General features: G+C 59.1%; 25 protein-coding genes. 9 read left to right on the top strand and 16 right to left on the bottom strand.

Going from position 1 to position 26,590, the window contains the following annotated elements:
* The 16 genes from DXXMK7_RS11660 to sctW all read right to left on the bottom strand — a co-directional run bounded on the left by DXXMK7_RS11660 (nt 1) and on the right by sctW (nt 18,837).
* A complete protein-coding gene (locus DXXMK7_RS11660; protein WP_371206764.1) occupies nt 1-810 on the bottom strand; it encodes a transporter substrate-binding domain-containing protein in 810 nt (269 codons plus the stop codon).
* A gap of 349 nt (nt 811-1,159) precedes the next feature.
* Nucleotides 1,160-3,115 (bottom strand): methyl-accepting chemotaxis protein, encoded by a 1,956-nt coding sequence (locus tag DXXMK7_RS11655; protein WP_038919228.1) that lies wholly within the window; start codon nt 3,113-3,115, stop codon nt 1,160-1,162.
* A gap of 519 nt (nt 3,116-3,634) precedes the next feature.
* Nucleotides 3,635-5,620: a methyl-accepting chemotaxis protein gene (locus tag DXXMK7_RS11650; RefSeq protein ID WP_038919227.1), complete on the bottom strand. Its 1,986-nt coding sequence runs from the start codon at nt 5,618-5,620 to the stop codon at nt 3,635-3,637.
* A gap of 624 nt (nt 5,621-6,244) precedes the next feature.
* Nucleotides 6,245-7,474 carry a peptide antibiotic transporter SbmA gene (sbmA, locus tag DXXMK7_RS11645; RefSeq protein WP_038919226.1) on the bottom strand — a complete coding sequence of 410 codons (1,230 nt, stop codon included), beginning with the start codon at nt 7,472-7,474 and terminating at the stop codon, nt 6,245-6,247.
* A gap of 196 nt (nt 7,475-7,670) precedes the next feature.
* Nucleotides 7,671-8,162, bottom strand: a complete 492-nt coding sequence (locus DXXMK7_RS11640) for an OsmC family protein (protein WP_038919225.1) — start codon at nt 8,160-8,162, stop codon at nt 7,671-7,673.
* A 97-nt stretch (nt 8,163-8,259) separates the two neighbouring features.
* The gene (sctU, locus tag DXXMK7_RS11635; protein WP_038658152.1) at nt 8,260-9,339 is read right to left on the bottom strand and encodes a type III secretion system export apparatus subunit SctU; all 1,080 of its coding nucleotides are present in this window, start codon (nt 9,337-9,339) and stop codon (nt 8,260-8,262) included.
* A gap of 44 nt (nt 9,340-9,383) precedes the next feature.
* Complete coding sequence (sctT, locus tag DXXMK7_RS11630; protein ID WP_038658155.1) at nt 9,384-10,187, bottom strand: type III secretion system export apparatus subunit SctT; 804 nt, start codon at nt 10,185-10,187, stop codon at nt 9,384-9,386.
* Nucleotides 10,188-10,194: 7 nt separating this feature from the next.
* A complete protein-coding gene (gene sctS, locus DXXMK7_RS11625) occupies nt 10,195-10,455 on the bottom strand; it encodes a type III secretion system export apparatus subunit SctS (RefSeq protein WP_033568601.1) in 261 nt (86 codons plus the stop codon).
* 7 nt (nt 10,456-10,462) lie between these two features.
* Complete coding sequence (sctR, locus tag DXXMK7_RS11620) at nt 10,463-11,116, bottom strand: type III secretion system export apparatus subunit SctR (protein ID WP_038919224.1); 654 nt, start codon at nt 11,114-11,116, stop codon at nt 10,463-10,465.
* The gene (locus DXXMK7_RS11615) at nt 11,113-12,213 is read right to left on the bottom strand and encodes a FliM/FliN family flagellar motor switch protein (RefSeq protein ID WP_038919223.1); all 1,101 of its coding nucleotides are present in this window, start codon (nt 12,211-12,213) and stop codon (nt 11,113-11,115) included. The genes sctR and DXXMK7_RS11615 overlap by 4 nt, the downstream gene beginning before the upstream one ends.
* A complete protein-coding gene (locus DXXMK7_RS11610) occupies nt 12,210-12,740 on the bottom strand; it encodes a type III secretion system HrpP C-terminal domain-containing protein (RefSeq protein WP_038919222.1) in 531 nt (176 codons plus the stop codon). Before DXXMK7_RS11610 ends, DXXMK7_RS11615 begins: the two co-directional genes overlap by 4 nt.
* Nucleotides 12,737-13,216, bottom strand: coding sequence for a hypothetical protein (locus tag DXXMK7_RS11605; protein ID WP_049842486.1), 480 nt, complete (start codon nt 13,214-13,216; stop codon nt 12,737-12,739). Before DXXMK7_RS11605 ends, DXXMK7_RS11610 begins: the two co-directional genes overlap by 4 nt.
* Nucleotides 13,203-14,582, bottom strand: a complete 1,380-nt coding sequence (sctN, locus tag DXXMK7_RS11600) for a type III secretion system ATPase SctN (protein WP_038919220.1) — start codon at nt 14,580-14,582, stop codon at nt 13,203-13,205. The genes DXXMK7_RS11605 and sctN overlap by 14 nt, the downstream gene beginning before the upstream one ends.
* The gene (gene sctD / locus DXXMK7_RS11595; protein WP_038919219.1) at nt 14,582-15,550 is read right to left on the bottom strand and encodes a type III secretion system inner membrane ring subunit SctD; all 969 of its coding nucleotides are present in this window, start codon (nt 15,548-15,550) and stop codon (nt 14,582-14,584) included. The genes sctN and sctD overlap by 1 nt, the downstream gene beginning before the upstream one ends.
* Nucleotides 15,551-15,561: 11 nt before the next feature.
* Nucleotides 15,562-17,664, bottom strand: coding sequence for a type III secretion system export apparatus subunit SctV (sctV, locus tag DXXMK7_RS11590; RefSeq protein ID WP_038919218.1), 2,103 nt, complete (start codon nt 17,662-17,664; stop codon nt 15,562-15,564).
* Nucleotides 17,665-17,667: 3 nt separating this feature from the next.
* Nucleotides 17,668-18,837 carry a type III secretion system gatekeeper subunit SctW gene (sctW, locus tag DXXMK7_RS11585; protein WP_038919217.1) on the bottom strand — a complete coding sequence of 390 codons (1,170 nt, stop codon included), beginning with the start codon at nt 18,835-18,837 and terminating at the stop codon, nt 17,668-17,670.
* Between the two features lie 322 nt (nt 18,838-19,159).
* On the opposite strand from sctW, the gene DXXMK7_RS11580 reads away from it, so the two are divergent.
* The 9 genes from DXXMK7_RS11580 to sctL all read left to right on the top strand — a co-directional run bounded on the left by DXXMK7_RS11580 (nt 19,160) and on the right by sctL (nt 26,527).
* Nucleotides 19,160-19,714: an RNA polymerase sigma factor gene (locus DXXMK7_RS11580; RefSeq protein ID WP_038919216.1), complete on the top strand. Its 555-nt coding sequence runs from the start codon at nt 19,160-19,162 to the stop codon at nt 19,712-19,714.
* Nucleotides 19,715-19,966: 252 nt separating this feature from the next.
* A complete protein-coding gene (locus DXXMK7_RS11575) occupies nt 19,967-21,433 on the top strand; it encodes a PAS domain S-box protein (protein ID WP_038919215.1) in 1,467 nt (488 codons plus the stop codon).
* 32 nt (nt 21,434-21,465) lie between these two features.
* On the top strand, nt 21,466-22,107 hold the full coding sequence (locus DXXMK7_RS11570; RefSeq protein WP_038919214.1) for a response regulator transcription factor: 642 nt from the start codon (nt 21,466-21,468) through the stop codon (nt 22,105-22,107).
* 441 nt (nt 22,108-22,548) lie between these two features.
* Entirely contained in the window at nt 22,549-23,532 is a 984-nt protein-coding gene (locus DXXMK7_RS11565) for a sigma 54-interacting transcriptional regulator (RefSeq protein WP_038919213.1), read from the top strand.
* Nucleotides 23,533-23,696: 164 nt separating this feature from the next.
* Nucleotides 23,697-23,903, top strand: coding sequence for a hypothetical protein (locus tag DXXMK7_RS11560; protein ID WP_033575736.1), 207 nt, complete (start codon nt 23,697-23,699; stop codon nt 23,901-23,903).
* An 81-nt stretch (nt 23,904-23,984) separates the two neighbouring features.
* A complete protein-coding gene (locus DXXMK7_RS11555) occupies nt 23,985-24,350 on the top strand; it encodes an EscI/YscI/HrpB family type III secretion system inner rod protein (RefSeq protein WP_038658200.1) in 366 nt (121 codons plus the stop codon).
* A 121-nt stretch (nt 24,351-24,471) separates the two neighbouring features.
* A complete protein-coding gene (gene sctJ, locus DXXMK7_RS11550; RefSeq protein ID WP_038919212.1) occupies nt 24,472-25,254 on the top strand; it encodes a type III secretion system inner membrane ring lipoprotein SctJ in 783 nt (260 codons plus the stop codon).
* 2 nt (nt 25,255-25,256) lie between these two features.
* A complete protein-coding gene (locus DXXMK7_RS11545; protein ID WP_038919211.1) occupies nt 25,257-25,850 on the top strand; it encodes a serine kinase in 594 nt (197 codons plus the stop codon).
* 74 nt (nt 25,851-25,924) lie between these two features.
* A complete protein-coding gene (gene sctL, locus DXXMK7_RS11540; RefSeq protein ID WP_038919210.1) occupies nt 25,925-26,527 on the top strand; it encodes a type III secretion system stator protein SctL in 603 nt (200 codons plus the stop codon).
* The last annotated feature ends 63 nt before the right edge of the window (nt 26,528-26,590 follow it).

Below are 26,590 nucleotides of genomic sequence, written 5' to 3'. Positions count from 1 at the left end.
TTATTTCCACGCTTCGCGGATCACCGGCGGCACCTTGCTGATGTCCACGCCGCGGGCTTTCAGCGCCTGCTCGTAGAACTGCTGAATCTGACCGGACTGATAGAGCTTGCCGAATTCGTCGTTGAGGAACTGATGGAAGGTCTGGTCGCTTTCCTTGCGGATAGCGCCGCTGGTGCTGACCGCCACAATGGGTTTCGGCAGGATCAGGTTGCCTTTGCCGACTTTAGCCTGTTGCAGCGCCAGCGCCGGATGGAAGTAGGACAACGCATCCACCCGCACGGCATAAAACGCCGCCACGCCTTCATCCATGTTGGGGAAACGCACCAACTGCGCTTTCGGCAGATTTTTGGTCAGCAGCAGGTCCGGGCTGGACCCGAGCGTGACGCCGATTTTGACATCCGGCCGGTTGAGGTCTTCCCAGTTGGTGACGCTGATGCCGTCGCGCACCAGCACGCCCTGGGCATACCAGAAGAACGGTTGTTCAGGAAAATCGACCGCTTTCTTGCGCTCGTCGGTGGGGTCAAGCACCAGCATGGTGTCGATCTGGCCGGTTTGCAGCGCGGCGACCGCGTTGCCCCAGGTGGTTTCCACCGTCACCAGCTTAACCCCAAGGTCTGTCGCCAGCACCTTACCGACCTGATAGCCGATACCGTCCCATTCGCCGGTCGCCGCGTTCTTGAAATACCAGGGTTCGCCCTGCGCCACGCCGATGCGCAGTTCGCCGGTCTGTTTGATGTGTTGCCAGGTGGAGGCAGGCGCTTCGGCCCGAGCCAGCCAGGGCGCGGCGACCAGCGCCAGCGCGGCAATCATGGTACGAAAAGATAAATGCATAATGTCCCCGTGTGTGAATGGTTAAGCGCCTGTCTCCGTGGGGATGTTACATGCCAGTGTGAGCCTGGTTACGCCGGTCATCCCCCGATAAAAATAGGCGTTGAATTAATCAATAAATAAAAGGCGAGCACCACGCGCGGCATCGGCTTATTGCATAAATAATGCTTAAATATCATTAACATGATGACGGCGCGCTCAGGCAGTATTGCAGGAAATCACCGCGACATTAAATGCGAAGAGTGACTGAGCTTATGCGCTGGGTGGTAAAACGAGGAAAGTGATAAAACATGGCGGGCGACGCCCGCCATGATGAGGCTGGATTAACGGGTTAGAACGACTCCCACTCGTCGTTGCCGGAGCGGGTGCCTGCTCCGGCGCTGGCCAGCATCAGCGGTTTTTTAGCGCTGACGGCGCCGGGTTTGTGCGCGGTGCGGGCAAAGCGATGGCTGTCGTCATTATCGAGGCGGAATATCGAGACGGCCTGTTCCAGCGCTTGCGCCTGCTCTTCCAGTGAATTGGCCGCGGCGGAAGACTCTTCCACCAGCGCGGCGTTCTGCTGGGTGGTGGCGTCCATTTCGGCTACCGCGTTGGAGATCTGATTGATGCCGCGGCTCTGCTCGTCGGAAGCTGAGGCGATTTCCCCCATGATGTCATGCACATGGGCGATGGAACGGATAATCTCGTCCATGGTTTTGCCGGCGCTTTCCACCAGCGAGGAGCCGGTATTCACCCGGATGACCGACTCGCCGATCAGGGTTTCAATCTCTTTGGCGGCCTGGGCGCTACGCTGGGCCAGGCTGCGTACCTCACCGGCCACCACCGCGAAGCCGCGGCCCTGTTCGCCGGCGCGCGCCGCTTCCACCGCAGCATTGAGCGCCAGAATGTTGGTCTGGAAGGCGATACCGTTGATGACGGTGGTGATTTCGGAAATGCGCCGGGAACTGACGGCGATTTCGTTCATGGTGCTCACTACGTTGGTGACGATCTCGCCGCCTTTGGTGGCGTTGCCTGACGCATCGGCCGCCAGTTGCGAGGCGTGATGCGCGTTGTCGGCGTTCTGTTTCACCGTTGAGGTCAACTGCTCCATGCTGGCGGCGGTTTCCACTACCGCGGCCGACTGTTGCTCGGTGCGGGAGGAGAGGTCGGTGTTGCCGGCGGCGATTTCCGACGCGGCGGACGCCACATTGCTCACCCCCTCGCGAATGGTGCCGATCATCTCGCGCAGTTTGTGGTTCATCGCATTCATCGCCGTCATCAACTGACCCAATTCATCCTTACGGGTGACGGTGATGGAGGCGGTCAGGTCGCCCTGGGCGATCCGCTCAGCCAGCGACAGACTCTGACGCAACGGGCGGGTAAGTTGCAGGGTGATGCGCCAGGCCATCAGCACGCCGATGGCGATAATCGCCAGCCCGATGATCCACTGCTGGTATTGCGACTGGCGGGTAATGTTATCCACCTTATCCAACTGGGTTTGATAAAGCTGGGTCGCAGACTGGTTAAGAACCAGCGCGATATCCGCCATGCGCTGAGACGCCGCGTTCTCTTCCTGATAGGCCGCCATGTAAAGGGTGATATCCCCGCTGTAGGTGGCGAAAGGCAGCCAGGTCTGATTCAGCCAGGCCTGCTGCTCCGTGCTGAATTTCGGCAGCGCCTGCGTGATGGCGCGTTGTGCGGTGTCCAGCGTCTTGCGAAGCGCCGTTTCAGTTTCGGCGGACGGCATCAACGTCAGTTCATGGGCGGTGTCTTTAATATCAGACAGCCCCTCGTTGATATACATAAATTCCAGCCGTAATTCCGCCGGCAGCGTGGCGGCATCAAATTTCCCGCGCAGGGTATCAATGATTTTACCGATGGTATCCTGAGATAGTTTCTGACCGATAGCGTCCCGCTTCTGACTGGCGCTGATCAGGTTTTCCCGCGCGACATTATATTCCTTGCCGGACTGGATAATCCTGTCCAGTACAATACGGGTGTCCGCATCCCATTTCATTGTCTGGGCGACATTCAGCGATTGCGTCATTTTATTTAGCAATTCGCCGTTTTTATTAATCGCCGCATAATCATGGGTATATTGGAAGCGCAGACGCTCCCGCCGGGCCTCTTCCAGATAACTGTTAATATTATTGCTGATAATGGATTTCTGGGAATACGCATCAATATTACGAAAGCCATTGATCCCTGACAGCATGATTATCGCCGCCATTAATAATATCAGTCCGAATCCCATCGCCAGCTTCACACCGACTCTGAAATTGTTATAAGCGCCAAAAACAGTATTCATTGGGCCTTCCTTTTTCTTGATTTACCAGGGTAGTGACGGGGAAAAAACCGAATTGAACATATCAACGTGTTATCGCTTCAGAGGCGTGAACGCTGAAGCTATTTCTTACTGTTATGGTTATAGGATAGTCGACGGCGATGCTGCCGTTTTATAAACAGGCTGTTACTGTCGCGGACATCATAACCTCATCCCAGGAACAGGGAAAGATAATGTAAAAATTATGTTTCATTTTTGTAAAATTCTACAGTGATATTATCAATCAGCTTATTGAAAGAAAGTATAGCCACGGTTAACGCCTCATTTGTTTTTTTAATTTTTTAAGTGACGGACATAAAAACGTAATAAAGGCTGAGTTCAGGAGTAATTTCGGGCGCGGGTTTGGCTGGAAAGACAAGTGATGAATGGCAGGATAACGCTGCGGGAAAGGGAAGGGAGCGATCGGAGACTGCGTTGAAGTGAATAAAATATACACAGCATGGCCGTTTATCGCCATGCTGTGTTGCCGGTGGTTAAAACCGGTTAGAACGATTCCCAGTCATCTTTGCCGCTGACCGAAGGGCGGCTCACGACAGTGGTTTTGGCGACGGTGGTTGCTTTAGCGGCGGATGTCGTCAGCTTCAGCGGCTTACTGACGCTAAGGCTGGCGCGTTGCGCCGGGCGCGTCGAAACGTCGTCATTACCGAGGCGGAACACCGATACCGCATGTTCCAGCGTTTGTGCCTGCTCTTCCAGCGAATTGGCGGCGGCGGAAGACTCTTCCACCAGCGCGGCGTTCTGCTGGGTGGTGGCGTCCATTTCGGCTACCGCGGTGGAGATCTGGTTGATGCCGCGGCTTTGCTCGTCAGAGGCCGAGGCGATCTCGTCCATGATGTCATGCACATGGGAGATGGAGCGGATAATCTCGTCCATGGTTTTGCCGGCGCTTTCCACCAGCGTGGAGCCGGTATTCACCCGGGTGACCGACTCGCCGATCAGGGTTTCGATCTCTTTGGCGGCCTGAGCGCTGCGCTGGGCCAGATTGCGCACCTCGCCCGCCACCACCGCGAAGCCGCGGCCCTGTTCACCGGCGCGCGCGGCTTCCACCGCGGCGTTGAGCGCCAGAATGTTGGTCTGGAAGGCGATGCCGTTGATGACCGAGGTGATTTCGGAAATGCGCCGGGAACTGACGGCGATTTCGTTCATGGTGCTCACCACGTTGGTGACGATCTCGCCGCCTTTGGTGGCGTTGCCTGACGCATCGGCCGCCAGCTGCGAGGCGTGGTGCGCGTTGTCGGCGTTCTGTTTCACCGTTGAGGTCAACTGCTCCATGCTGGCGGCGGTTTCCACGACGGCGGCCGACTGCTGCTCGGTGCGGGAGGAGAGATCGGTGTTGCCGGCGGCGATTTCCGACGCGGCGGACGCCACATTGCTCACCCCTTCACGAATTTCGCCGATCATCTCGCGCAGTTTGTGGTTCATAGCCGCCATGGCGGACATCAGCATCCCCAGTTCGTCGCGGCGAACGACGTTGATGGAGGCGGTCAGGTCGCCCTGAGCGATCCGTTCAGCCAGCGACAGGCTCTGATGCAGCGGACGGGTAATCTGCAGGGTGATGCGCCAGGCCATCAGTACCCCGATAGCGATAATCACCAGACCGGTAAACAATAACTGCCATTGCGAACTGGTGGTGGTGGCGCTGACCAGCGACAGCTGGCGTTCATACAGTGCGCTGGAGGCGTTATCCAGAATCACCGCGGCTTCCAGCATGGCGCTGGTGGCGGTATTTTCGTCCTGGAAGGCACGCATGTAATCGTTGATGTAGCCGTTGTAGGCGGAGAACAGCCCCCATGATTGGTTCAGCCAACCCTGTTGTTCGGGGCTGAAGTGGGGCAACGCCTGGCTGACGGCGGTCGTTGTAGCGGCGAGCGCCTTGCGCAGGCTGGATTCAGACTGGGTGGACGGTTGCAGCAGCAGTTCGTGAGCAAGGTCGCGAATGCCCATCAGTTGTTCGAACAGCGTGATGAATTCCAGTCGTAATTCCGGCGTCAGGGTGCTGCCGTTGAACTGGGCGCGCAGCGTATCGAGCGTTTTGGCGCTGCTGTCCTGATTCAGTTTCTGCGCGATGGCGTCACGTTGGCGGCTGGCGGTGATCAGCGCTTCGCGCGCAGGCTGGTATTTTTTGTAGGCCTCGTTCAACTGATCCAGCAATTGCTGCGACGCGGGCAACCAGGTTAATTGATTGGCCTGATTGAGCGACTGACCGACTTTTTCCATCAGTGTGCCGGTTTTATTAATGGCGGCATAATCGTGAGTATATTGAAAGTTGAGACGTGCCCGGCGGGCCTCGTCCAGATTGTTATTAATGTCGTTACTGATAATGGATTTATTGACGTAGCCGTCAATGTGACGAAAACCATTTATGCCTGACAGCATGATGAAGGCAGACATGATCAAAATCAGGCCAAACCCAATCGCCAGCTTAATACCAACCTTTAGATTGTTATAGGTATGTAGAATTGTGCTCATCAAGGGATTCCTATTGGGGCTAACGCTTTGATAACGCAAGATCAACAGAGGATGCTCATCTGTCTACGTCCTTGTTTTTTCAGAATAAAAAATATCTAATTTCCAGAGGTGAGAAAAAACGCGTGAATAGTATCACATTTCTTAGAGATATAAATAGCCTGCTGGCTAATCACCTGGCCCGCTATTTACCGGTTTTTGTTACGAGTTAAATTATATGGTTTACTCTTTTTTTGTTTTTTATTTGTTAAATGATTTCGCGTACTAGTCTGGAGATATGTTCAGGGTTGTCTATTTTGCTGTTCATTCCAAAATTCAGCCTGAAATAAAGCATTAAATCCTATTTTTTTATTTTATTCGCTGGCGGGGAGATAACGTTTTATCGCATTTTTTTCCCTTAGCTGATAAATGGCGGTGTGAAAAAAGCGCACTTTTTGTTGCGATGGCGTTCAGGTATCCGATTTTTCCAACGGCAATCCCAACCGATTTTTGATGCTGGCGCAGGCGGCGTCTCGCATTGCCCGGGCGGGGCGCCGGCGTCTGTCTGAATCCGCCGGCGCCGGGATGATGGCGTGATGTTGCAGGGTTCCGCGCTGCCGCTCGGCAGCGCGGAAAGGGGCTCACCTATCAGGCGCCGGAAGTCATATCCGCGGCGTCGCTGGTCATCGGCACGTCCTGAATTACCGACTCGAAACTGCGCAGACGTTTATAAATCGACATCAGTTCCACGATGGTGGTCCAGGAGTTGATCAGGTACTGGAACGAACCGCGTACCTGATCGAACACGTTGGTGATCTGGGTCATCAGGCCGAGCGTCAGGCTGCCCGCCACGATCGACGGCAGCAGCATGATGATGCCGAACACGTTGTCGCTTTGCAGATAGAGCACCCGCGCGATATTGAAATAGGTGTAATGGAAGTAGAGACGGAAATAGTTTTTCCGCACATTGCCGAACAGCTGTTTTACCGTGGGCGGCGTGGCGCGGCTGGCGTCATCCTCGCCATACACCAGTTCTTTACGGTAGGCGGCTTCCACCCGCTGGTTGTTGAATTCCAGCCCCGGCAGTTTGATACCGATTAATGCCAGCACGCCGGTGCCCGCCAGCGACCAGATGATGGCGGCGATCACCAGGCCGTAAGGAATTTCGCCGATCAGCGGCAGCGATTTGACGTGAGACGAGAGGCTGACCAGCACCGGCAAAAAGGCGATCAACGTCATCAGCGATTTCACCAGATCCACCCCCAGGCTTTCCACCGTGGAAGCGAAACGCATGGTGTCTTCCTGAATACGCTGCGCCGCCCCTTCAATGTGGCGCAACGCTTGCCAGTGCGAGGTGTAGTAGTCGTTCATGGCGGTACGCCAGCGGAAGACGTAATGACTGACGAAAAACAGGTTCAGCACGCCGACGGTCACCGCGGTCAGCGCGATACCGAGGAAAATCAGCAACTGCTGGTAAAACGCCTGAATAGTCACCGCGTTCGGCGCGCTCAGCGCTTTCTGGATCAGATCGTAAAACGGGACGTACCAGTCGTTGACCGCCACGCCGACTTCGACCGAAAAGTAGGTCACGAAAATGATCAGCGAGGAACCGAGAATCGACCAGCGTTGCCAGGGATGCGGGTTTAACAGCGCCCAGGCGCCGGCGAATATGGCTACGCACAGCAGGTAGTAACCGTAGAACCACAGAAAGGCGGGCGACAGAAACCGTATCGCGCCTTGCGGCAGCGGTTGGGTGATGTGCAGCAGGCTATCGCCCAGCGGTCGCCCCCAGCTATACCAGATGATGACGGCTACCAGCGACCAGAGCAGCGCGGAGGAGAAAAACAGTTTGGGGTTGGGAAAAAACGATTTGAACATAAACGCACTTCTATCCGTAAAAGGAGAATAACTGCCGTGATAGCAAATATTTAACGCAGACGCAGGATTATATTGAAACGATTTTTGACTGGATAACGATTTTCTTTACGCAGCAATAAGCAAGGCGACGCAGAAATAAGCAGGACGCAAAAAATACAGAGCGGCGGCGACAGGTACAGATATCGCCGCCGTGGTGTTACTGGCAAGGCGAGGGCGCGTCGACCACGATGTCCGGCTGGTGGGTGACGGTAAAATTGACCGAGCGGGCGATAAAGCACATCTCGTGAGCCTGATGATGTAACGCGAGAGCGGTTTGCGCGTCGCTGTCGGCGCTGATCACCACGCGCGGACGCAGCGTGACCGACAGAAACTGCCCGGCGCCGCCAGCCTCTTCCACCATTTCCCCTTCCGCCCGATCGTCGTAGGCCAGCACCGTGACGCCGGCTCCCGCGCACAGCCCGAGATACCACAGCTTGTGGCAGGCGGACAGCGACGCGACCAGCAGCTCTTCCGGATTCCAGCGCGTTGGGTCGCCGCGGAAACTCGGGTCGGATGAGCCGGGCAGCGTCGGTTTGCCCGGCGCGCAGATATCATGGTCGCGGCTGTAGCCGCGATAACTCTTGGTGCCGGTGCCCTGGTTGCCGGTCCAGCTAACCTGGACCTGATAGCGATGAATTTTGTCTGCCATGTCGCCCTCGTATTCCGATTAAAAAATATTCGGCTGTAGTTTAACAGGCAATGGCGTCGATGCCATGACGGCAGCAAACGGCGACGCGACGCGCCCCTTAGCCCATCTCGATCACATCCTGAGGCGGCAGGTCTTTCTCCAGCTGTCGTAACACCCGGTAAACCTGCGCCACCGGTTGCAGGGTATCACGCGGAATGTAGTGACCTTCCGGTATCCGGTACAGGGTGCGCGCCAGCCAGATAAAACGGATTACCGGCACCCCGGCCTGATGGGCGCGGGCGATCAACGCCTTGGCCTGATCGTCTTCACCTTTGAGCAGGATGCGCGGCAGCGGTGTTTTGCCGGGGCGGTAGAACAGCGCCACCGCGTAGTGGGTTGGGTTGACCAGCAGCAGATCGGCGTCCTCCACTTTGGGTTTGGCGCGCGGGCTGGCGGGCTCGTTGAGGATTTCCTGCGCCACCGATTTACGATGGCCTTTCATGTGCGGGTCGCCTTCCGAGTTTTTAAACTCGTTGCGGATATCTTCATGACTCATGCGCTGCTGTTTGAGGAAGTAGTATTTTTGCAGGCCGAAGTCGAGTAACCCCAGCGCCAGCAGTGCGGAAAGGGTGGTGCGCGCCACGCTTTTCAGCACGCTCTCCACCCCTTTCCAGAACGCGGTCAGATCGCCGTAAGCCAGCTCCACCAGCCACTCCAGCTGCGGCATCACCACCAGCCAGAACACCAGCCCGATGGTCACCGCCTTCAGGATGTTGGTCAGCATGTCGGTGAGTTTGCGCATGGTGAACATTTGTTTGATCTGGTTGATCGGGTTGAGGCGGTTGAAGTCAATTTTCAGCGCTTCGACGGCAAACAGCGGACCGTACTGGATCCAGCCGCCCACGACGCGCATCAGCAACGCCACGCTGATGGTCAGCAGGCAGAAGGTCGCCAGCAGCGACAGCGCTTCACTGAAAATTTCATCCGCCGCGTGGCCGAACGGGTCAGTGATGCGGCTCACTGGTAACTGCATCAGCGCCTGTAACTTGCTCATGCCGCTGTCGGTCAGCGCCAGAATCATCTCCAGCAATGCGAAGCTGATCAGCAGCTTGGGTACGTCCTGACTCTGTCCCACTTCCCCTTTTTTGCGGGCGTCCTGCAATTTTTTGGGGGTGGGTTTTTCGGTTTTTTCACTCATCGCAGTACCTCGTGGTTACTAACCGTATCTCGCGTTTTGCCATTTCAGGGCGATGCCTGAAAAAACAGCGGGAACAGGTGTTTCAGGTCGGTGAGCGCCTTGAGCCGGCCTTCGCCGAGAAACTGCAGCACCGGCATGTAGAGCACGAAAAACGCCATGCCGGCCAGACACTTGGCCGGGGTGGACAGCACGTAGACCTGCAACTGCGGGCTGTAGAGACTGAGAATGGCGATACTGAATTCCAGCAACAGCAACAGCGCCACCAGCGGCCCGGCGTACACCACCATGTGCTGAAAGGTGTCTTTAAGCAGGTCGAGATAGGTGTGAAACCCCTGTTCCGACAACGGCGGCAGGAAGTCTAACGCCGGCCACAGCCGGTAGCTGTCCCACAGTAACTGGGTAAAACCGGGAAAACCGATGGTGATGATCAGCAGCATGATGAACAGCTCTTTCATCATGTGACCGAGCGGGGTAGCGTCGCTGCCCAGCGCCGGGTTGAGCTGGCCGCCGGTGAGCGCGCCGCGCTGGTTGTCAAACAGCGCGCCGACCGACTCGAACAGCCAGAACGGCATCGCCAGCACCACTCCGAGCAGCAGCCCGATCACCAGCTCTTTGAGCAGCAGGCCGGGCAACATCGGCCAGGTGAGCGTGGTGGTCAGCATCTGTTGCTGGATGGCGCCGGCCGGCACCAGCGCCAGCGCGATCGCCACCGCATTGCGCAGCATGCCTTTGATGATGGTGAACGAGAACAGCGGCACCAGGAACAGGCACGGATACAGCCGGGCCACGCCGAGCGTCAGCGCGTAAATAAAATCGTAGATATTCTGGATTGTGGCGATGGAGAACATGGCCGCCTCACGCCCGGGTTTGTTCGATCATGTTGAAAGCCATCATCGCCAGTTGGATCAGCTCTACGCCGATCCAACGGCCGGTCATGGCCAACACCAGTCCTACCGCCACCAGCTTGACGGCAAAGGGCAGGGTTTGATCCTGCAACTGCATTACCGCCTGCAACAGCGAAATCAGCACGCCGACCACCACCGCCACCAGCAGCGGCGGCGCCGACAGCATCACCACCAGCACCATCGCCTGTCTAAACAGATTGAGCGTTTCCATGGTCGCCTCACAGATAGCTGTAGAACAGGCCGTCGAGCAGGCGCGTCCAGCCGTTGACCAGCACGAACAGCAGCAGCTTGAGCGGCAGCGAAAGGGTGGTGGGCGCCACCATTTGCATCCCCAGCGCCAGCAGCACGTTGGAGACAATCAGGTCGATAACGATGAACGGGATATAAATCAGAAAACCGATCTTAAACCCGGCCTGCAGTTCCGACAGCACATAGGCCGGCAGCACCAGCAGGATGCTTTGGGTGGTGATTTTTTCGGCCATCGCCGCCGGCCACATGCGCAGGCTGTTTTCATGCAGGTGGGTAAGAATGTCCGGGTCGGTGTTGCGCGACATGAATTTCTGCAACGGTTCGATACCTCGGGTCACGCTGCTTTCCAGCGCGTCGAGACTGCTGAAATCCACCGGCGCGTCCTGAAAACGCTGTTTGATGTCGCTGAATACCGGCGCCATCACGAACAGCGTGGCGGCGAGGGCGATGCCGTACAACGCCATGTTGGGCGGCACCTGCTGCACCCCGATGGCGTTGCGGGTAATCATCAGCACCATGGAAACCTTGAGAAAGCAGGTGCAGACGATCATCATCAGCGGAATCAACGACAACGTGCCCAGAAACAGGGCAAACATCACCGGGTCGAAGCTGCCCGAGGTCATAACGATGGCTCCGGGGCGATGTCTCCATCCACGCCAAGACGGCGGGTGATTTGCAGCCCCAGCCGGCCTTCCACGTCCACCAATTCGCCCAGCGCCAGCGGTTGCTCGCCGTGGTACAGGGTCGCTTCGCCGGGCGTCGCCTGCTGCAGGGTCAACACCGTGCCGGGGGCGAGCTGCTGCAAATCCTGCAACGTCAGCGTCAGGTAGCCGCAGCGCACGGTCAGCGCCAGCGTCAGCGGCGGCAGCGCATAGCCCGACGGCGCGCCGGTGTGATTGTCGCTATCCGGGGCGTGCTGCGACGTCTCGGGAACGGCGTAGGTCTCAAAAGGGGTTGCGTCGTCAAAGGGTGTTGTCACGGGACATTCCTCCAGTTCTGTCACGGTAAACCAGTAAGGGGCGAGCGCATCCATCCTGAGCTGCCCGGTCAGCCGCCGGTCGGCCAGCGTGATGCAGCCGTTGCCCTGCGGTGAAAAGTACTGTTTGAGTGGACAGATCAGGTCGCCCGGTTCCAGCGTCGCCAATTGTTCGTGTGACAATGTCATGTCTGCCAGCGTCAACGGCACGCGCATCGCCAGATGACCGGGCAGCGGGTAGCGGGGCGCGTACCACCCCGGCTGGCTTTGCCACTGCTGCAAGGTCCGGGTCGATGTCCGCAACCGGCTGCGAACCCGGAAATCCCCGCGGATAACCTCCAGCCACAGCGTCAGGTCGCCCTGCGCTTCGCTGTCCGGCTGCGGCGATGACGCCGGCTGAATCTCGCCGAACAGCTCGCGCAGCGCCGGGCTGAGATGGTGGTTATACTGCGTCCAGTACCAGTCGGCGGTTTCCGCGGCGGCGTCGGGGCCGGGCGTGAGCGCCGGGCAGGCGGAAAGCAGCGACAACAACGGCGCGGCGTTGTCGTCCAGCCACAGCGTGCCGGCATGGCAGCGCCAGCGGCTTTCCTGCCCGCCGGGCGGCGCGTCGTCCGCCAGTTGCAGGCGTAATTCGCCGGGCTGACCGTCCAGCATGAAGGCAAAGCGGTGCGCCGACGCCAGCTGGCGGGAGAGCGCGGCTCGCGCCTGGCTGACCGGGCGCAGCGTCCGGGCGAGCAGGATCATTCCTCGTCCTCCCGGCTTTCAAACTGCAGGCGCACCGGCGCGCACAGCGTATCCGCCAGCGAACGGCGGCAGGCGTCGCGCTGGCTTTTCAACTGCTCGTAGGCGGATTTGCCGAAGCGCAGCGAAACGTCCCAGCCGCTGGCGGGCAGCGTCACCATCCGAACATCCACGCTGCCCAACTGCGGCAGTTGCAGACTGAACGACAGCGGTTCCCCGCGGCGCAATAGCGGCATGTCGGTCAGCGACGACTCCAGCGCCGGCCAGTACGCCGGTGTGACCGGTTCCGACTGCGACGGGGCATCGGCGAAGGCATCCAGATTCAGCGACGGATTCAGCGCCAGCGGTGGACCGAACGGCAGCCAACTGGCGTCGGGAAAGCGCATTTCCGGCTCGTACAGTTCGCCGAACGGTTCCCAGAGGGCATCGTCGTCGTAACCGTAGCCGGGGAAATCCTGCTCCTGACCGTGCGGCAACGGGCGCAGGGCAGGCAGAGAGACATCTTGTGTTGCGGGCAGATGAGGGGTCATATCGCCTCCTGATAGGTGGTTAACAGAAACTCCAGTTTTTCAACGGCTTTCTGGCAGAGCCGGGCCGCCTCCCGGGCCTGGCCGACCTGCTGCTGCCGGTTCAGATACTGTTGCTGCCAGTCGGTACACAGCAGCACCTGCGCCTGAATCTGACGAATATGCTTTTGCTCCTGCTCCAGCTGGTTTTTCAGCGACTCCAGCGTCTGGGTTTTACCCAGCGCCTCGCGCAGGAAGATATCGCGCTGTTGCTGCCAGTCGGCCTGTAACTGTTTCAGTTGCGCCTGTTGCGTGCGTAGCGCCGCTTCGGTTTGCCTGAGCGTCTGTTCGGTCTGGCGTAACTGGCGCTCGGCGCGGCTGAGGCGCTGCCGGCGGATCGGCAGCAACTGGTTAAGCACGGCGCCCAGCTCCTGCGCGCTGCTGTCCGGCTGCTCTTCTTCCATCGCGCTGACGGGTTTCATGGCGTTAGAGATTGGCATATTGGCTCAGCTCTTCGAGTTGCGACTGAATGTGGTCGAAGCCCTGCGGCTCGCGCATCGCCTGTTGCAGAAAACGGTTGATGTCGTCGTTGGCGCTGACGGCGGCATCGGTAAAGGCGTCGTGTCCCGGCTGGTATTCACCGAGGCGGATCAACATTTCCACCTGCTTGTAGGCGGCCATCAGCCGCCGCACCGCGTTGGCGTGGCGGGTGTGTTCCCGCTCGACCACGTTGCTCATGGTGCGGCTCAGGCTCATCAATACGTCGATCGCCGGGTAGTGGTTGCGTTCGGCCAGCCGGCGCGACAGCACAATGTGGCCGTCGATCAGCGACCGTACTTCGTCGGCCACCGGGTCGTTCATCGAGTCCTGTTCGATCAGCACCGAATAGAGCGCGGTAATCGCGCCCTGACGGGTTTGCCCGGCGCGTTCCACTAGCCGGGGCAACAGGGTGTAGACCGAGGGCGGCAACCCGCCGCGCCCCTGCGGCTCGCCCAGCGCCAGGCCGATTTCACGCTGGGCGCGGGCAAAGCGGGTCAGCGAGTCGATAATCAACAGCACCTGTTTGCCCGCTGCGCGAAAGGCTTCGGCGATGGCGGTGGCGGTAAAGGCGGCGCGGGCGCGTTCCATACTGCTGCGATCGGAGGTGGAGCAGACCAGCACGGTGCGGCTGCGCAGCTGCTCGTCCAGCTCGTGATCGAGGAATTCGCGCAGTTCGCGGCCGCGTTCGCCGATCAGCCCAAACACGATGGCGTCGCACGGCGTGTTGCGCGCCAGTTCCGCCAGCAGGGTGGTTTTGCCGCAGCCGGCGCCGGCGAATATCCCGACGCGCTGGCCGCAGCCGATAGTCAGCAGGCCGTCGATGGCGCGCATACCGGTGGGCAGCGGGTCGGCGATGCGTGGGCGCTCGGTTGGCGGCGGCGCGTCGCCGATCACCGGGATGGGGTTGGCGTTGAGCGAGCCCGGCTCGACAAACGCGCTGTGGCCGCCGTCTTCCAGCGGACGGCCGAAGCCGTCCAGCACGCTGCCGAACAGCGCGTCGGACACCTGCACGCAATGCGGCTGGTACAGCGGCGTGACCACCGCGCCCTGCGCGATGCCGTCCAGCGCGCCCAGCGCCGATAAAAAGGTGTTCTCCGGGCTGAAGCCGACAATTTCCGCCAGCACCTGCGAGCTGTCGTCACGCGCCACCAGACACAGGTCGCCGATGCGGGCGTTCGGCAGGCTGGACTCCAGCAGAATGCCGCTGATGCCGATGATCTGCCCCTGTCGCGTCACCGGCGAATACGCCGCCAGCTGGCGTTGTTGCTGTTGCAGCCACTGGCTCAGTCGGGGATAGCGGGTATCGATTGCGTTCTGCGCGTTCATCACCAGTTCACCTTGATCTGTTGTTTGCCGCGAAACTCGATCTGGCTGTCGTTGATGCTGACCAGCCGCAGGTTGTCCACTTCGTCGCCGACGAAGATGCGTCGCCCGTCCGAGGTCACCACGTTGGCTTTCGGGCCGCTGGTGACCTGCACGATCTGAAACGGCAACTGGTCGTTCTTCACGGTGGTGTGGTTTTCAATCTGCAAGGCGGTGACATAACGCTGGTGGAATTGCGCCAGCATGCGCGCCAGCCGGGTGTGCTGCGCGGGCGGCAGCGCGCCACTCAGCACGATGCGGTTGTTATCCTGACTGGTCGAAACCAATCGCTCCAGTTCGCGGTCGGTAAGCATGGTTTGCAGGGTGCTGTTCAACTGCGGCAAGGTGCCGATCGGTAAACGGTTATCCTGCGGCGGCGGCGCGGACGGCATCGCCGCCGTTTCCTGCAACATCCAGCTACCGACGATCATGAACAGCAGCACCGCCAGCAGCAGGTAGCTGAATTTGGCCCACAGCGGCAGGCGCGGCTTTTCCCGGCGCGTCACCGTCGGTTCCGGCGTCGGCGCGGGGGGCGTGTGCGAGGCGGCGGCGTCAGGCGGGGCGTCTTGCGTGCCGGTGACGGCGTCGTCGGCGGCCTGGTCGTCGTCCGGCGGCGTTTCTTCCGCCTCATCCTGCCAGGGGGTGTCGGCGCTCACCACGCACAGCCAGATGCCGCCGGCGGCGAACGGCGTGCCGGGCGGCAGCCAGAGCGATTGCGCCGCCGCGTGGCCTTCGCTGTTGCTGACCGGGCCGTCCAGTACGGAGACCAGCCAGCCGTCGGGTTGTTTTTCCAGCAGGCAATGCTGCTCACGGATGCCGGGATCGTAGAGCACCATATCCGCCTCATCGGCGGAACCGATACGCCATGAGGTTCCGCTCAGCGGCAGCGCGGCCCCACGGTGCAATCCGGTCAGAACACGGAGTTCAAACATTTTGCGTTATCCTATGCGTTAAAGGGGTCAACCCGGTCCTGCAGGTCGATACGGCCCGCTACGTTGATCGACAGGTGCGATTCCAATTCGGTGAACGACAGCACCGGGACATGATGGAATTCGTCCTGCAACAGAATGCGCAGCGGACTGCGCAGGTCCTGCGCCACCAGAATCAGCGCCGACGGCGGCGTCATCGGCGGGAACGCCCGCCGCAGCTGACCGAGCAGGACGGCGGCGTATTCCTGGGTCAGCGCGAAGAAGGTTTCGTTTTGCGTCTGGCGCAACGCGTCGCGCAGCAACTCTTCGGTTTCCGGCGTCAGCAGCCAGACGGTGAGGCTGTCGTCCTGGCTGTACTGGTGGCAAATCTGGGCCTTCAGCTCCAGCCGCACGTAGTCGGTGAGGGCGTTGATGTCGCGCTCGTGCTGACCGACTTCGATCAGCGCTTCGGCAATCGGCCGCACCGAGCGCAGCGGCACTCGCTCCGACGCCAGCCGTTGCAGTACGCTGGCGAAGCGCGATAACGGCATGATGCGCTGCAGTTCCTGCGCCAGCTCCGGCTGTTCGGCTTCCAGCCAGGCGAGGATCGATTTGGTTTCCTGCAGGCCGATAAACTGCGCGCCGCTGCGATGAATCGCGTTCTCCATGCGGCTGAGGATCAGCGCATCCGGGCTCCAGGGGCTCAGTTCCGGCTGCTGCAATAGCGGATGTTCCGGCGTCAGCCACAGCAGGTGGTGTTCGTCGCGGGCGGACAGGCCGGGCATCATGCCGTCGTCCAGCGTCTCTTCCGGCAGTTGTCCGCGCGGCACCGCCAGCAGCGGCACGCCGAAGCTGGCCCGCAACTGCGGGATTTCATACACGCAGAAGCGGAACTCATCCTCCGGCACGTTGGGGTTAAACTCGATGTCGAACGACGGCAGCGTAAAGCCGAAGTGATACACCAGCCGGTTGCGCAGGCGACGGATGTCCTGTACCAGCACCGCGGCGGCGGCGGCGCCTTGCCACACGGTATGGAACTGCAACAGGTAGGCGCGGGTCGGGTTGAAACGCCGCAAATCCTGATAGCCGTTCTGCTCGGCGGGCATGCTGTCGTCCGCCAGCAGCGCATCCTGCAGGCCGCTCTGTTTGACGCGCCACAGCTGAAATAACCCGCTGCCGAGCGACAGCAGGCTGATGATGAGAAACACCAGCGTCGGCATCCCGGGCAGCAGCGCAAACCCCAGCATGCCCACCGACGAGATGATCCACGCCTTGGGCTGGCTGGTCAGCTGCTCGGCGATCTCGCGGCCGATGTTGTTGTCCATTTTCTGGCCGTCGGCGGAGACGCGGGTGATGATCATCCCGGCGGTCAGCGAAATCAGCAGCGCTGGAATCTGGGCAATCAGGCCGTCGCCGATGGTCAGCACCGAGTAAATGTGCATGGCGTCGCCGGCGGCCATGCCGTTTTGCAGCACGCCGATGGCGAAGCCGCCGATCATGTTGATGAACACGATCACCAGACTGGCGATGGCGTCCCCTTTGACGAACTTCATCGCCCCGTCCATAGCGCCGAACAACTGACTCTCCTTGGCCAGGTTTTCCCGTCGCTGGCGAGCCTGCTGGGAATCGATCAACCCGGCGCGCAGGTCGCTGTCGATGGACATCTGTTTGCCGGGCATGGCGTCGAGGGTGAAACGCGCTGCCACTTCCGCCACGCGCTCCGACCCTTTGGTGATCACCAGAAAGTTCACCACCGTCAGAATCATGAAGATCACCAGGCCGACCGCCAGATTGCCGCCTACCACGAAGTTGCCGAACGCCTCCACCACGTGACCCGCATCCTGTTGCAGCAGGATCTGCCGGGTGGTGGAGATGGACAGCGCCAGCCGAAACATGGTGGTCAGCAGCAGCACCGCCGGGAAGGTGGAGAACGCCAGCGGTTTGGGCAGGTACATCGCCAGCACAATCAGCAGTGATGAAATACAGATGTTGAACGCAATCAGCACGTCGATCAGGCCGGTCGGCAGCGGGATGATCATCATGAACACAATCGCCATGACGATCACGGCGCCCACCACCTCGGAGCGCTGCATGGCGCTCATGGCAAAACGGTTAAGCCAGGCGATCAGCACAGCCATCGGTTACCCCTTGTTCCGAGATCGGTCATTCATCGGTTTGGTTTCATCCTGCTGCTGCTTTTCGTATTGGGCGAAATCGCCGATCAGGCTACGAATTAGCTGCAGGGCGGTGAGGCGGTTTTTGGCGTCGCGCCACAGCGGGTGCGGCAGGTCGTTAACCAGCGGCAGCAGGCCGTTGAAAAACAGCAGCTGGCGCTGGGCGTCCTGCCCGGCGACTTCACGGCCCAGGTTGTGCAGGTCGCGGGCGTAGGCGCCGTTGGCGCTCAGGCCGATCAACCGCCGGGTCAGTTCCACCGCGCCCAGCGTGCATTCCGGCATGCGCGACGCCAGTCGGGCGAGCAACGATTGGCTGGCCGACAGCGTATGGCTGAGCTGACTCGAGTCGTTCAGGCTGCTGAGCATTTTGCTGAGCGCATTCTTCGAGATGGACGGCGCCAGCGAGGCGATATCCGCCGCCAGCGCCCGTTGCAGCGTACGCAGCCCGGCGGCGAAGTGCTGGGCGTCAAAACGCTCCAGCAGCGCGTCGAGCAGGGAGCTGGGCGACTGTTGATGGACGATGCGCTGGTAGTAGAGGTCGCGCAGCGCCTGTTTCTGGTTCGGGTCGGTGCTGAACAGGGAAATGGCGGCGGCGGTGTTCAACCCCGCCCGGACTTCCGGCCCTTTTTCCTGATGCAACTGGTCCAGACTCTGGCTGGTCGACTGCGCGAGTGAGGCGTCCTGCTGCTGTTGCGCCTGGCTCAGCACATGGCGCAGCACGATATCGCTGCGTGCGGCGTCGCCGCCTGCCGCCTGCATGATGGCCTCGACCGATGGCGGCGATGACTGGCGCAGCAGCGCCTGCATCTGCCGGATCTGCTGGTCCAGCGTCGGGTGCTTCGGATTTTCCAGTAGCTGGAACAGTTCGGTCAGTTTTTCGATGCGTTCGATGTTGGCCAGCATGCGGCTTTGCGGCTGGCTGATTTGTCGCCGGTTCAGCGCCTTGCTTTTGCGTTCGACCTGCTCGCCGAAGCTGGCCGCGACTTCTTCCATCGAGTCATGAAGGGTTTTGTCGTGCGACGGTCTGGCTTCGCTGGTTTTGACCGGCGTGCCGACCGGCTCCTGATCGTCAATATCATTGGCGATGGCCGCGCTGCTGGTATTGAGCACGGAAGAAACGTTGTTGAGTGAAATCATGGTCCTGTCCTGCCTGAAGCAGCCTCTGCTTTAACGGTGTGCTGTTATGTGGCCGGACCGGGAAGCGGGTTCCCATTGAATGATGTAAGTCAACGAAAATAAGTAACTTGGTGTTATTATAATCTTGATTACTATTTGGTTGGTTGGTTCTGCAAAAGCTTGCAATTCAGGCCGGATTTTACCGGCAAAAAATGGCATGAAAAGCCAGTGTGATAAAAAATAAAACACTATATAACAATAAGTTAATTCGTTTTTATTGGCTGGCACGCGCCTTGCTCTCCCAGATGCGCCAATTAGGGCATAACGATGGAGAGTTAATGAAATGGAAACGATTGCACTGAAACAAATGGACGCGTGTCAGCTTCATACCCCTGCCAATACCGTGGACTGGGAGCAGGTTTTTCGCCTGCATGGCAAGCGACTGCAAAACTTCATTCGCAAGCGCGTATCGAACCGTGAAGATGTGGAAGATTTACAGCAGATGACCTATCTGGAAGTGCTGAAAAACCGCGAAAAGTTCGCCGGCGCCTCGCGCCCGGAAACCTGGGTATTCGGCATTGCCCTGAATCTGGTGCGAAACCACTTCAAACAGGCGCGTTATCGTGCCGTCGATATCAGCGACGATGCGTTGGAAGCGATGGAAATTCTGTCGACGGATATCGATCCCAGCCGCATTACGGAGTGCGATCATTCGCTGAACCGCGCGCTGACGGCCAGTGCGCACCTGCCGGAGGAAACGCGTAAGATGTTGATGATGCTGCTGGATGCCGATGTCAGCTATCAGGATATCGCCGAACAGCTCAACATTCCTATTGGCACTGTACGTTCGCGTCTTTCCCGCGCCAGGGGATATCTCCGCCAGGCCGTTGATGCATAAGTTGAATCCCCCGTGCGGCAGCCTGGCGCGGGGGCTCGCTTATATTGCCATGCCCCGGGAGGGCATCTCCCTTGAGTCAGGGGAGGAGAAGGAACCTGTCAGTATCAGGCTGTGTACCCGCACGTCGTGCGGTGAACAGCCTAACAGGGCCGCAGGCCACCTTCCCCGGGGGCGATTTCTGCGGCTTTCCTTTCTGCTGTCGGCGCCCGGTTTACGGGGGCCGGCAGGCTTAGCGATAGCAAGGAGATGGCAATGTTATATACCCCGACTTCCCCACAACCCCACCATCCGGATGACGTACCGCCGCTTGAACTGGTGGATTTCGCCTTTAGTCGTATCAAAGATGCTATTTATATTGTCAACGACATGGAGCAGTTTTGTTACGCCAATGATGAAGCCTGCCGCATGCTGGGCTACAGTCGCCGCGAGTTTCGTCGCATGCGGATACAGGACATCGACCTTGGCTGGACAAAGGAAGAGACCAACCGCCACTGGAGCGATCCCCGCTGCTGGAAGCGCGGGCTGACGTTTGAAACCCGGCATAAAACCCGCTTTGGCATGGTGCTGCCGGTCGAGGTCAGCGTGAATCATTTTCTACATAAAGGACGAAAGTACAGTATGTGCGTAGTAAGGGATATTCGTGAACGCAAGCATATCGAACAGTTGGCTTACGCCCGTGAGCAGGAGTTCCGGGCGCTGGTGGAGAATACGCCGGATCTGATCACGCGCTTTGATCCGCAGCTCAACTGCCAGTACGCCAATCCCGCCACACTGGCCCACCTGCGTTTTACCGCCGAGCAGCTGCGCGGGCGGCGGCTGACCGATCTGCTGCCGAACGCCCGCTGCGCCCAGCGCATTCTGCAACTGGTGCAGATGGTGGTGGATTCGGAAAGCAGCGTCGAAGGCGAGCTGGAGGAAGACATCGGCGCGACGGAAACGCGCCACCGGGTGATTCACCATATCCGCTGTGTGCCGGAGTTCGATCAAAGCGGTAAGCTGACGTCGATCCTGACCGTCGGGCGCGATATCACCGCCATCCGCTATGCCGAAAAAAAGCTGGAGGATTCCCATATGCAGCTGCGGCTGCTGGCGCGCCAGCGGGAAATCTCCCGCGAAGAAGAACGCAAGCACATCGCCAGGGAGATCCACGATGAGCTGGGGCAGCATCTGACATCAATGCGCATGAGCCTGTCGCTGATGCGTATGCAGTTCGCCCGCGATAACCCGCATATGCTGACGCAGCTACAGAATTTGATGGCGCTGTCTGATAAAACCATTCAGGTGGTGCGACATGTTGCGACCCGGTTACGTCCCAACGTGCTGGATATGGGGCTGACCCCCGCGCTGGAGTGGCTGCGTGATGATTTTATCCGCCAGTATCGCTGCCCTTGTCTGTTGCGGGCGCCGGAGCCGGAAGTGGTGCTGAATGACGAATGCGCCACCGCGGCGTTCCGGGTGGTGCAGGAGTCGCTGACCAATATCGCCCGTTACGCCGAGGCGACGCAGGTAGTGATTGCGCTGGAAAACCGCGAAGGATTGATCGTGCTGAGCGTGCGCGACAACGGCAAAGGGTTTGACGCTCAGGCCCGTAAACCTCACGCCTTCGGTCTGATGAGCATGAAAGAGCGCGGCCGGATGCTGGGGGGAGAAGTGGTAATAGAAAGTCAGCCTGGCGTAGGTACGCTGGTTCGGCTGACGTTTCCGCAGGATACCGCGTAGAATAGATTTTCTCTGGAGAGGACGAAACGCGAATGGATAGACTCATAAAGCTGATGATCGCTGACGATCACGTAATTATGCGTGAAGGATTAAAGCAGATCTTTGCATTAGACGAGAATCTGGAAGTGGTGGCGGAAGCGGGGACCGGGTCGCAGGTGCTGGCGCAACTGCGGGAGAGCCAGATCGATTTACTGCTGCTGGACATGAGCATGCCGGGCATTTGCGGCGAAGAACTGATTATCCGCATTGTGGCGCAGTATCCGCGTCTGCCGATTCTGGTGTTGAGCATGTACAGCGAACCGCAGATCGCCCGGCGGGTACTGAAAAGCGGGGCGCTCGGCTATATCACCAAAGACAAAGACCCGGAAGCGCTGCTGTCGGCTATTCGTCGGGTGGCGCAGGGCGCGCGCTATATCGACCACAGTATCGCCGAGCAGATTGTGTTTGCGGATTGCCAGACCCGCGGCGACGGGCGCCATGAACTGCTGACCTCGCGGGAGCATCAGATCATGGTGATGCTGGCTCAGGGACAGGGGGTTAACGCCATCGCCGAAACGCTGGCCATCAGCAACAAAACCGTCAGCACCCATAAATCGCGGTTAATGGAAAAAATGCAGTTCACCACCAACGCGGACATTGTGAAATATGCATTGAGCCAGCGTTTAATCGCCTGACAGTAACCTATTGTCCTCCCTTCGCTGATGACCTTGCTGTAAGACAATGCCATGACGAAGGGGGGAACCACGCCTTCAGTGCCCGGAACGCCGCCAGCGTCATTGTCTCCGGGGTCAGATTATTCCTACTTTTCGCTCTGAAATTCCTACCACAACTTCAGCGGTTGGCTGATGGTTTGTTTTGCCGTTGGCGGTAATGCTTACACACACCATGAATAATTTGTTAATACTCGCAGGTTATCGATTGTTAAGTGTTAAGGAATTGTCAGGACGACAATGGGGCTATTGGAACTTAAAACCGTGCCAGCGTTCAGGATTAGGGTGTATCCCGTAATGATGCAATGACAGCTACTGATGGCGATGTTGCGGCGGGAGACAGTCTGGAACGGGATAGATTCGACAGTTTGATAATGGAATACAGAAAAAGGTACAGGAGTTGTCATGACGATAAGGAATAGCAATGAATCCGTGCAGTCACTTCATTGTGTCTCCCATGAGTCCTCGTTAACGCATCCGTCGGAAGATATACATGGATCGCTATCTTCTCTCATCCACACTATTGCGCCCCTTAACGTTGATATCGTACTGGAAGGTGAAACCGGCACCGGCAAAGACACGCTGGCGCGCCGTATTCATCAGCTTTCCGGTTGCGCCGGCCCGTTGGTGGCGGTGAACTGCGCCGCCGTGCCGGAAACGCTGGCGGAAAGCGAGTTGTTCGGGGTGGTGTCCGGGGCTTACACCGGCGCCAGCCGGTCCCGCGCCGGGTACCTTGAAACCGCGGACAAAGGCATTCTGTTTCTGGATGAGATCGACAGTATGCCGCTGACGCTGCAGGCCAAAATGTTACGGGTGCTGGAAAGCCGCGGCATCGAACGGTTGGGCAGCACGCAGTTCAAACCGGTGGATATGCGGGTGATCGTCGCCACGCAGACGCCGCTACAGAAGCTGGTGGACGAAGGGCGTTTTCGGCGCGACCTCTACTTCCGGCTGGATACGGTAAAAATCCAGCTGCCGACGCTGCGTTCGCGCACGGAAGTCATTTTGCCGTTATTCCAGCGCTTTTTGCGCGAAGCGTCGGCGCGGCTGAAACGGCCGGTGCCGGGTCTGTCGGCCATCATTCAGGAACAACTGCTGATGCACGGCTGGCCCGGCAACATTCGTGAACTGAAAGCAGCGGCCGAACGCTGGGTGCTGGGGCTGTCGCCGGTGCCGATAGCCGCTGACGGCGACGGGCAGGGAATGGGGGCGGATACGCCGCTGACCTCGCTGAAAGTGCGCCTGCGCCGTATTGAACGGTTCCTGATTCAGGAGGCGTTGCAGCGCAACGACCACTGTATCGATACGGTGGTTAATGAGCTGGGCATTCCTAAACGCACGCTCTATCACCGCATCAAGCTGCTGAATGTGGCGGCGCGCGGACTGTAATTTATCGGCTGTATCCTGTTATCACCACCAGGGGAAAAAAAGTGAATATCTTTCGGAACCACCTCTCGCTATCTCCTACTTAACTTATGAACACGATGACTGTGTAAGTCGCAAAGTTCATTAGCGAAATCACTTTATCAATCAACTGTTAACTGGAGATATCTATCATGATGGGACTTTCTAACGCAGCAGCATTGGCAGGCATGCAGACTCTGGACAAAACCATGGCTTCTACCACGGCGATGACCACGGCCGCCCAGGCGCAAAAAATGAAAACCGATGCTATCAGCTCAATCACCGACGGTCAGATGGACTCCGCCACCAAAGCCATGAACTCCGGGCAGAAAGCGGCAAAAGCCATCCAGTTCTGATGTTGTGTAGGTAGTCGACTACCGGGGGGAAGTTCCCCCGGTTTTTTGTCACATTAACATCCATCAAAGAGGAACGGATTCATGATGAAAATCACCCGCGTCAATGAGCTTCAGGGACTGATCGGTGACGGTGAGCCGCGCAGCGTTGATATTCCTGCGCAATCGGATGTGACCTGGTTTAGCGCCGCGATGGAACCCGCCGCGCCGGCAACGCCGACAGCGGACAACAAGGCCTGGCTGGGCGCGCTGGCGGAGAAATCCGATAACCTGGAAAACCTGTTGCAGAAAGCAGAACGTCAGGTAGGCAAAAGCATCAACAGCAATAACCCAAAGGATGTGATGGATGCCACCCGGACGCTGTCCTCGTTTTATCTGGAAAGTTTGCTCAATGCCAAAGTGGTGGCTAAAAGCGTCCAGAGCCTGGAAAAACTGACCAACCTGCAATAGCCAGGATCAAACCTGTAATCAACACGATCGTGATGAGTTAACACTGTCGTGATTAGTCAACGCCATCGTGACTAATCCAATCATGATCGAATCATGAACAACTCACAATAATGGCACCATGATGAGTAAATCCGTCCTGCACCGATTCCTGACCCTGCTGCTGGCGTTGCTGATCGCTGGCTGCGGCGATCGCGTGGAACTCCATCGCGGTCTTTCCGAAAACGATGCCAACGAAGTGATCGCCGCGCTGGGGGGATATCACATCGGGGCGGAAAAGCGCACGGAGAAAGCCGGCGTCAGTATTCTGATTGATGTCAAAGACATGGAACGGGCGGTCAATATTCTCAACGCCGCGGGATTGCCCCGTCAGGCCCGTACCAATCTGGGCCAGGTGTTTCAGAAAACCGGTGTGATCTCGACGCCGTTGGAAGAACGCGCCCGTTACATTTATGCCTTGTCTCAGGAAGTGGAATCCACACTCACGCAAATTGACGGCGTGCTGGTGGCTCGGGTTCATGTCGTGCTGCCTGAGCGTATTGCACCGGGGGAACCCATTCAACCGGCGTCCGCCGCGGTATTCATCAAATACCGGCCGGAGCTGGAGCCGGACAGTATCGAACCGCGTATCCGCCGCATGGTGGCCAGCAGTATTCCGGGACTGGCCGGCAAGAGCGATAAAGATCTGGCCATCGTGTTTGTTCCGGCGGAACCGTACAAAGATCATATTCCAACCGTGTCGCTGGGGCCGTTTCAGTTGACGCCGCAGACCATGACGCAGCTGCAATGGCTGGCCGGGTTGTTGGCGCTGGGGCTGGCCGGCGTGCTGGGCTGGCGTTTCGGCAAGCCCTGGTGGGAACAACAGCAGGCGCGCAGGAAATCGGCGCAACCGGACGCAGGGGCTTAAGCATGATAAGCGTAGCCGATGACAACGACGCCCTGCGCTGGAGCCGATGGTGGTGCTATGACTGCCTGCGGCAGGCGGACCCCAGCTGGCGGGACGCGACGGTTTTCAGCGAGAGCGAGATGGCGCTGGCGCCAGTGCACCATGCCACGATGCGCCGTTGTCTCGGTGTGGTCGAGGCGTTTCCCCCTGCGCCGGAGAGCACGTTGCTGCAACTCGGGCAACTGGAGGTGGGGCGGCGGCGTCAGGTGTTGCAACTGATGGCGGCGGTATGCCGCGAAACGCCGGGCGACCTGCCGGAGACGCTGGCCGTCTGGTGCCGGCGACTGGCGAAAGCGCTACGCCCCGGCCTGTGGCTGCCGCCGTCGCTGGCGTTTGACCAGCACCGGGAGCGTGATGCGCTGATTGTTCTGCGCTGTCGTTTCCCGCCGGCCTGTTGGTCGCGGCTGCAGCTGTTGTACCCGCGCGACTGGCGCGACGGCGCCGGTCGGCCGCTGGGCGAGGCGTTGCCCGCCAGCCGTATCGCCAGCCTGTGCGATGCCATCATCTGGAAAGCGGCGGATGGCAACCCGGCGGCGCATGAGGGCGGTTTAGTATAAAATAATTTACCAACTAAACTATATTGAAGGTAAATTATCAATCGTAAGCATCATCGACATCAGGGAGGGAGAGTATGTTGACCAGGCGGTGTTTAAAACTGGTGGCCGGCACGGATGTGCAGGAAGCAGAACTGATCCGGGTTGAACAATTGCAGCAGCATCAGCGCGGGCTGGCGGTGATGGCCGAAGCGCGGCAACAGGCGGATGCGCTGCTGGACGAGGCGCGCCAGCAGGCGCACGAGGCGATCGCCATCGCTACCGGTCAGGCGGAACAGCAATTCTGGCAGCAGGCGGATGAGATACTGCGCGGCTGGCAGCAGGAACGCGAGCAGATGGAAAACTGGCTGCTGGCGCGGTGCGGTCAGTTGCTGAGCGACGCGATGACCCAAATTCTCAAAGCGGTGCCCGACGCTGAACGCTACCCGGCGCTGTTGCGTCAACTGCTGCGCACGCAGGGCGGAGAAGGGCGCGGCACGCTGTACTGTCACCCCGACCGTCAGGCCGATGTCGCCGCCTGGCTGAGCGAACACAGCCATCTGGGCTGGAAACTGAGCCATGACGACGCGCTGGCGCAGGATACCCTGAAATTGATCACCGCGCAGGGCGTCATGACCCTGAGCTGGCAACGGGCGGTCGAACAGCTGTTGCCGCAGGCGGAGGTGCTATCGTTAAACTGAGTGCGACGGCGAGAGCTGGAGAGCAGGAGACAAGGCCGCAATACGCCGTTACGAAAACAGAGG

This window comes from Dickeya sp. MK7 (genome assembly GCF_000406305.1).
GTDB classification, from domain to species: Bacteria; Pseudomonadota; Gammaproteobacteria; order Enterobacterales; family Enterobacteriaceae; genus Dickeya; species Dickeya fangzhongdai.
This window is presented reverse-complemented; position numbering and strand designations above follow the sequence as displayed.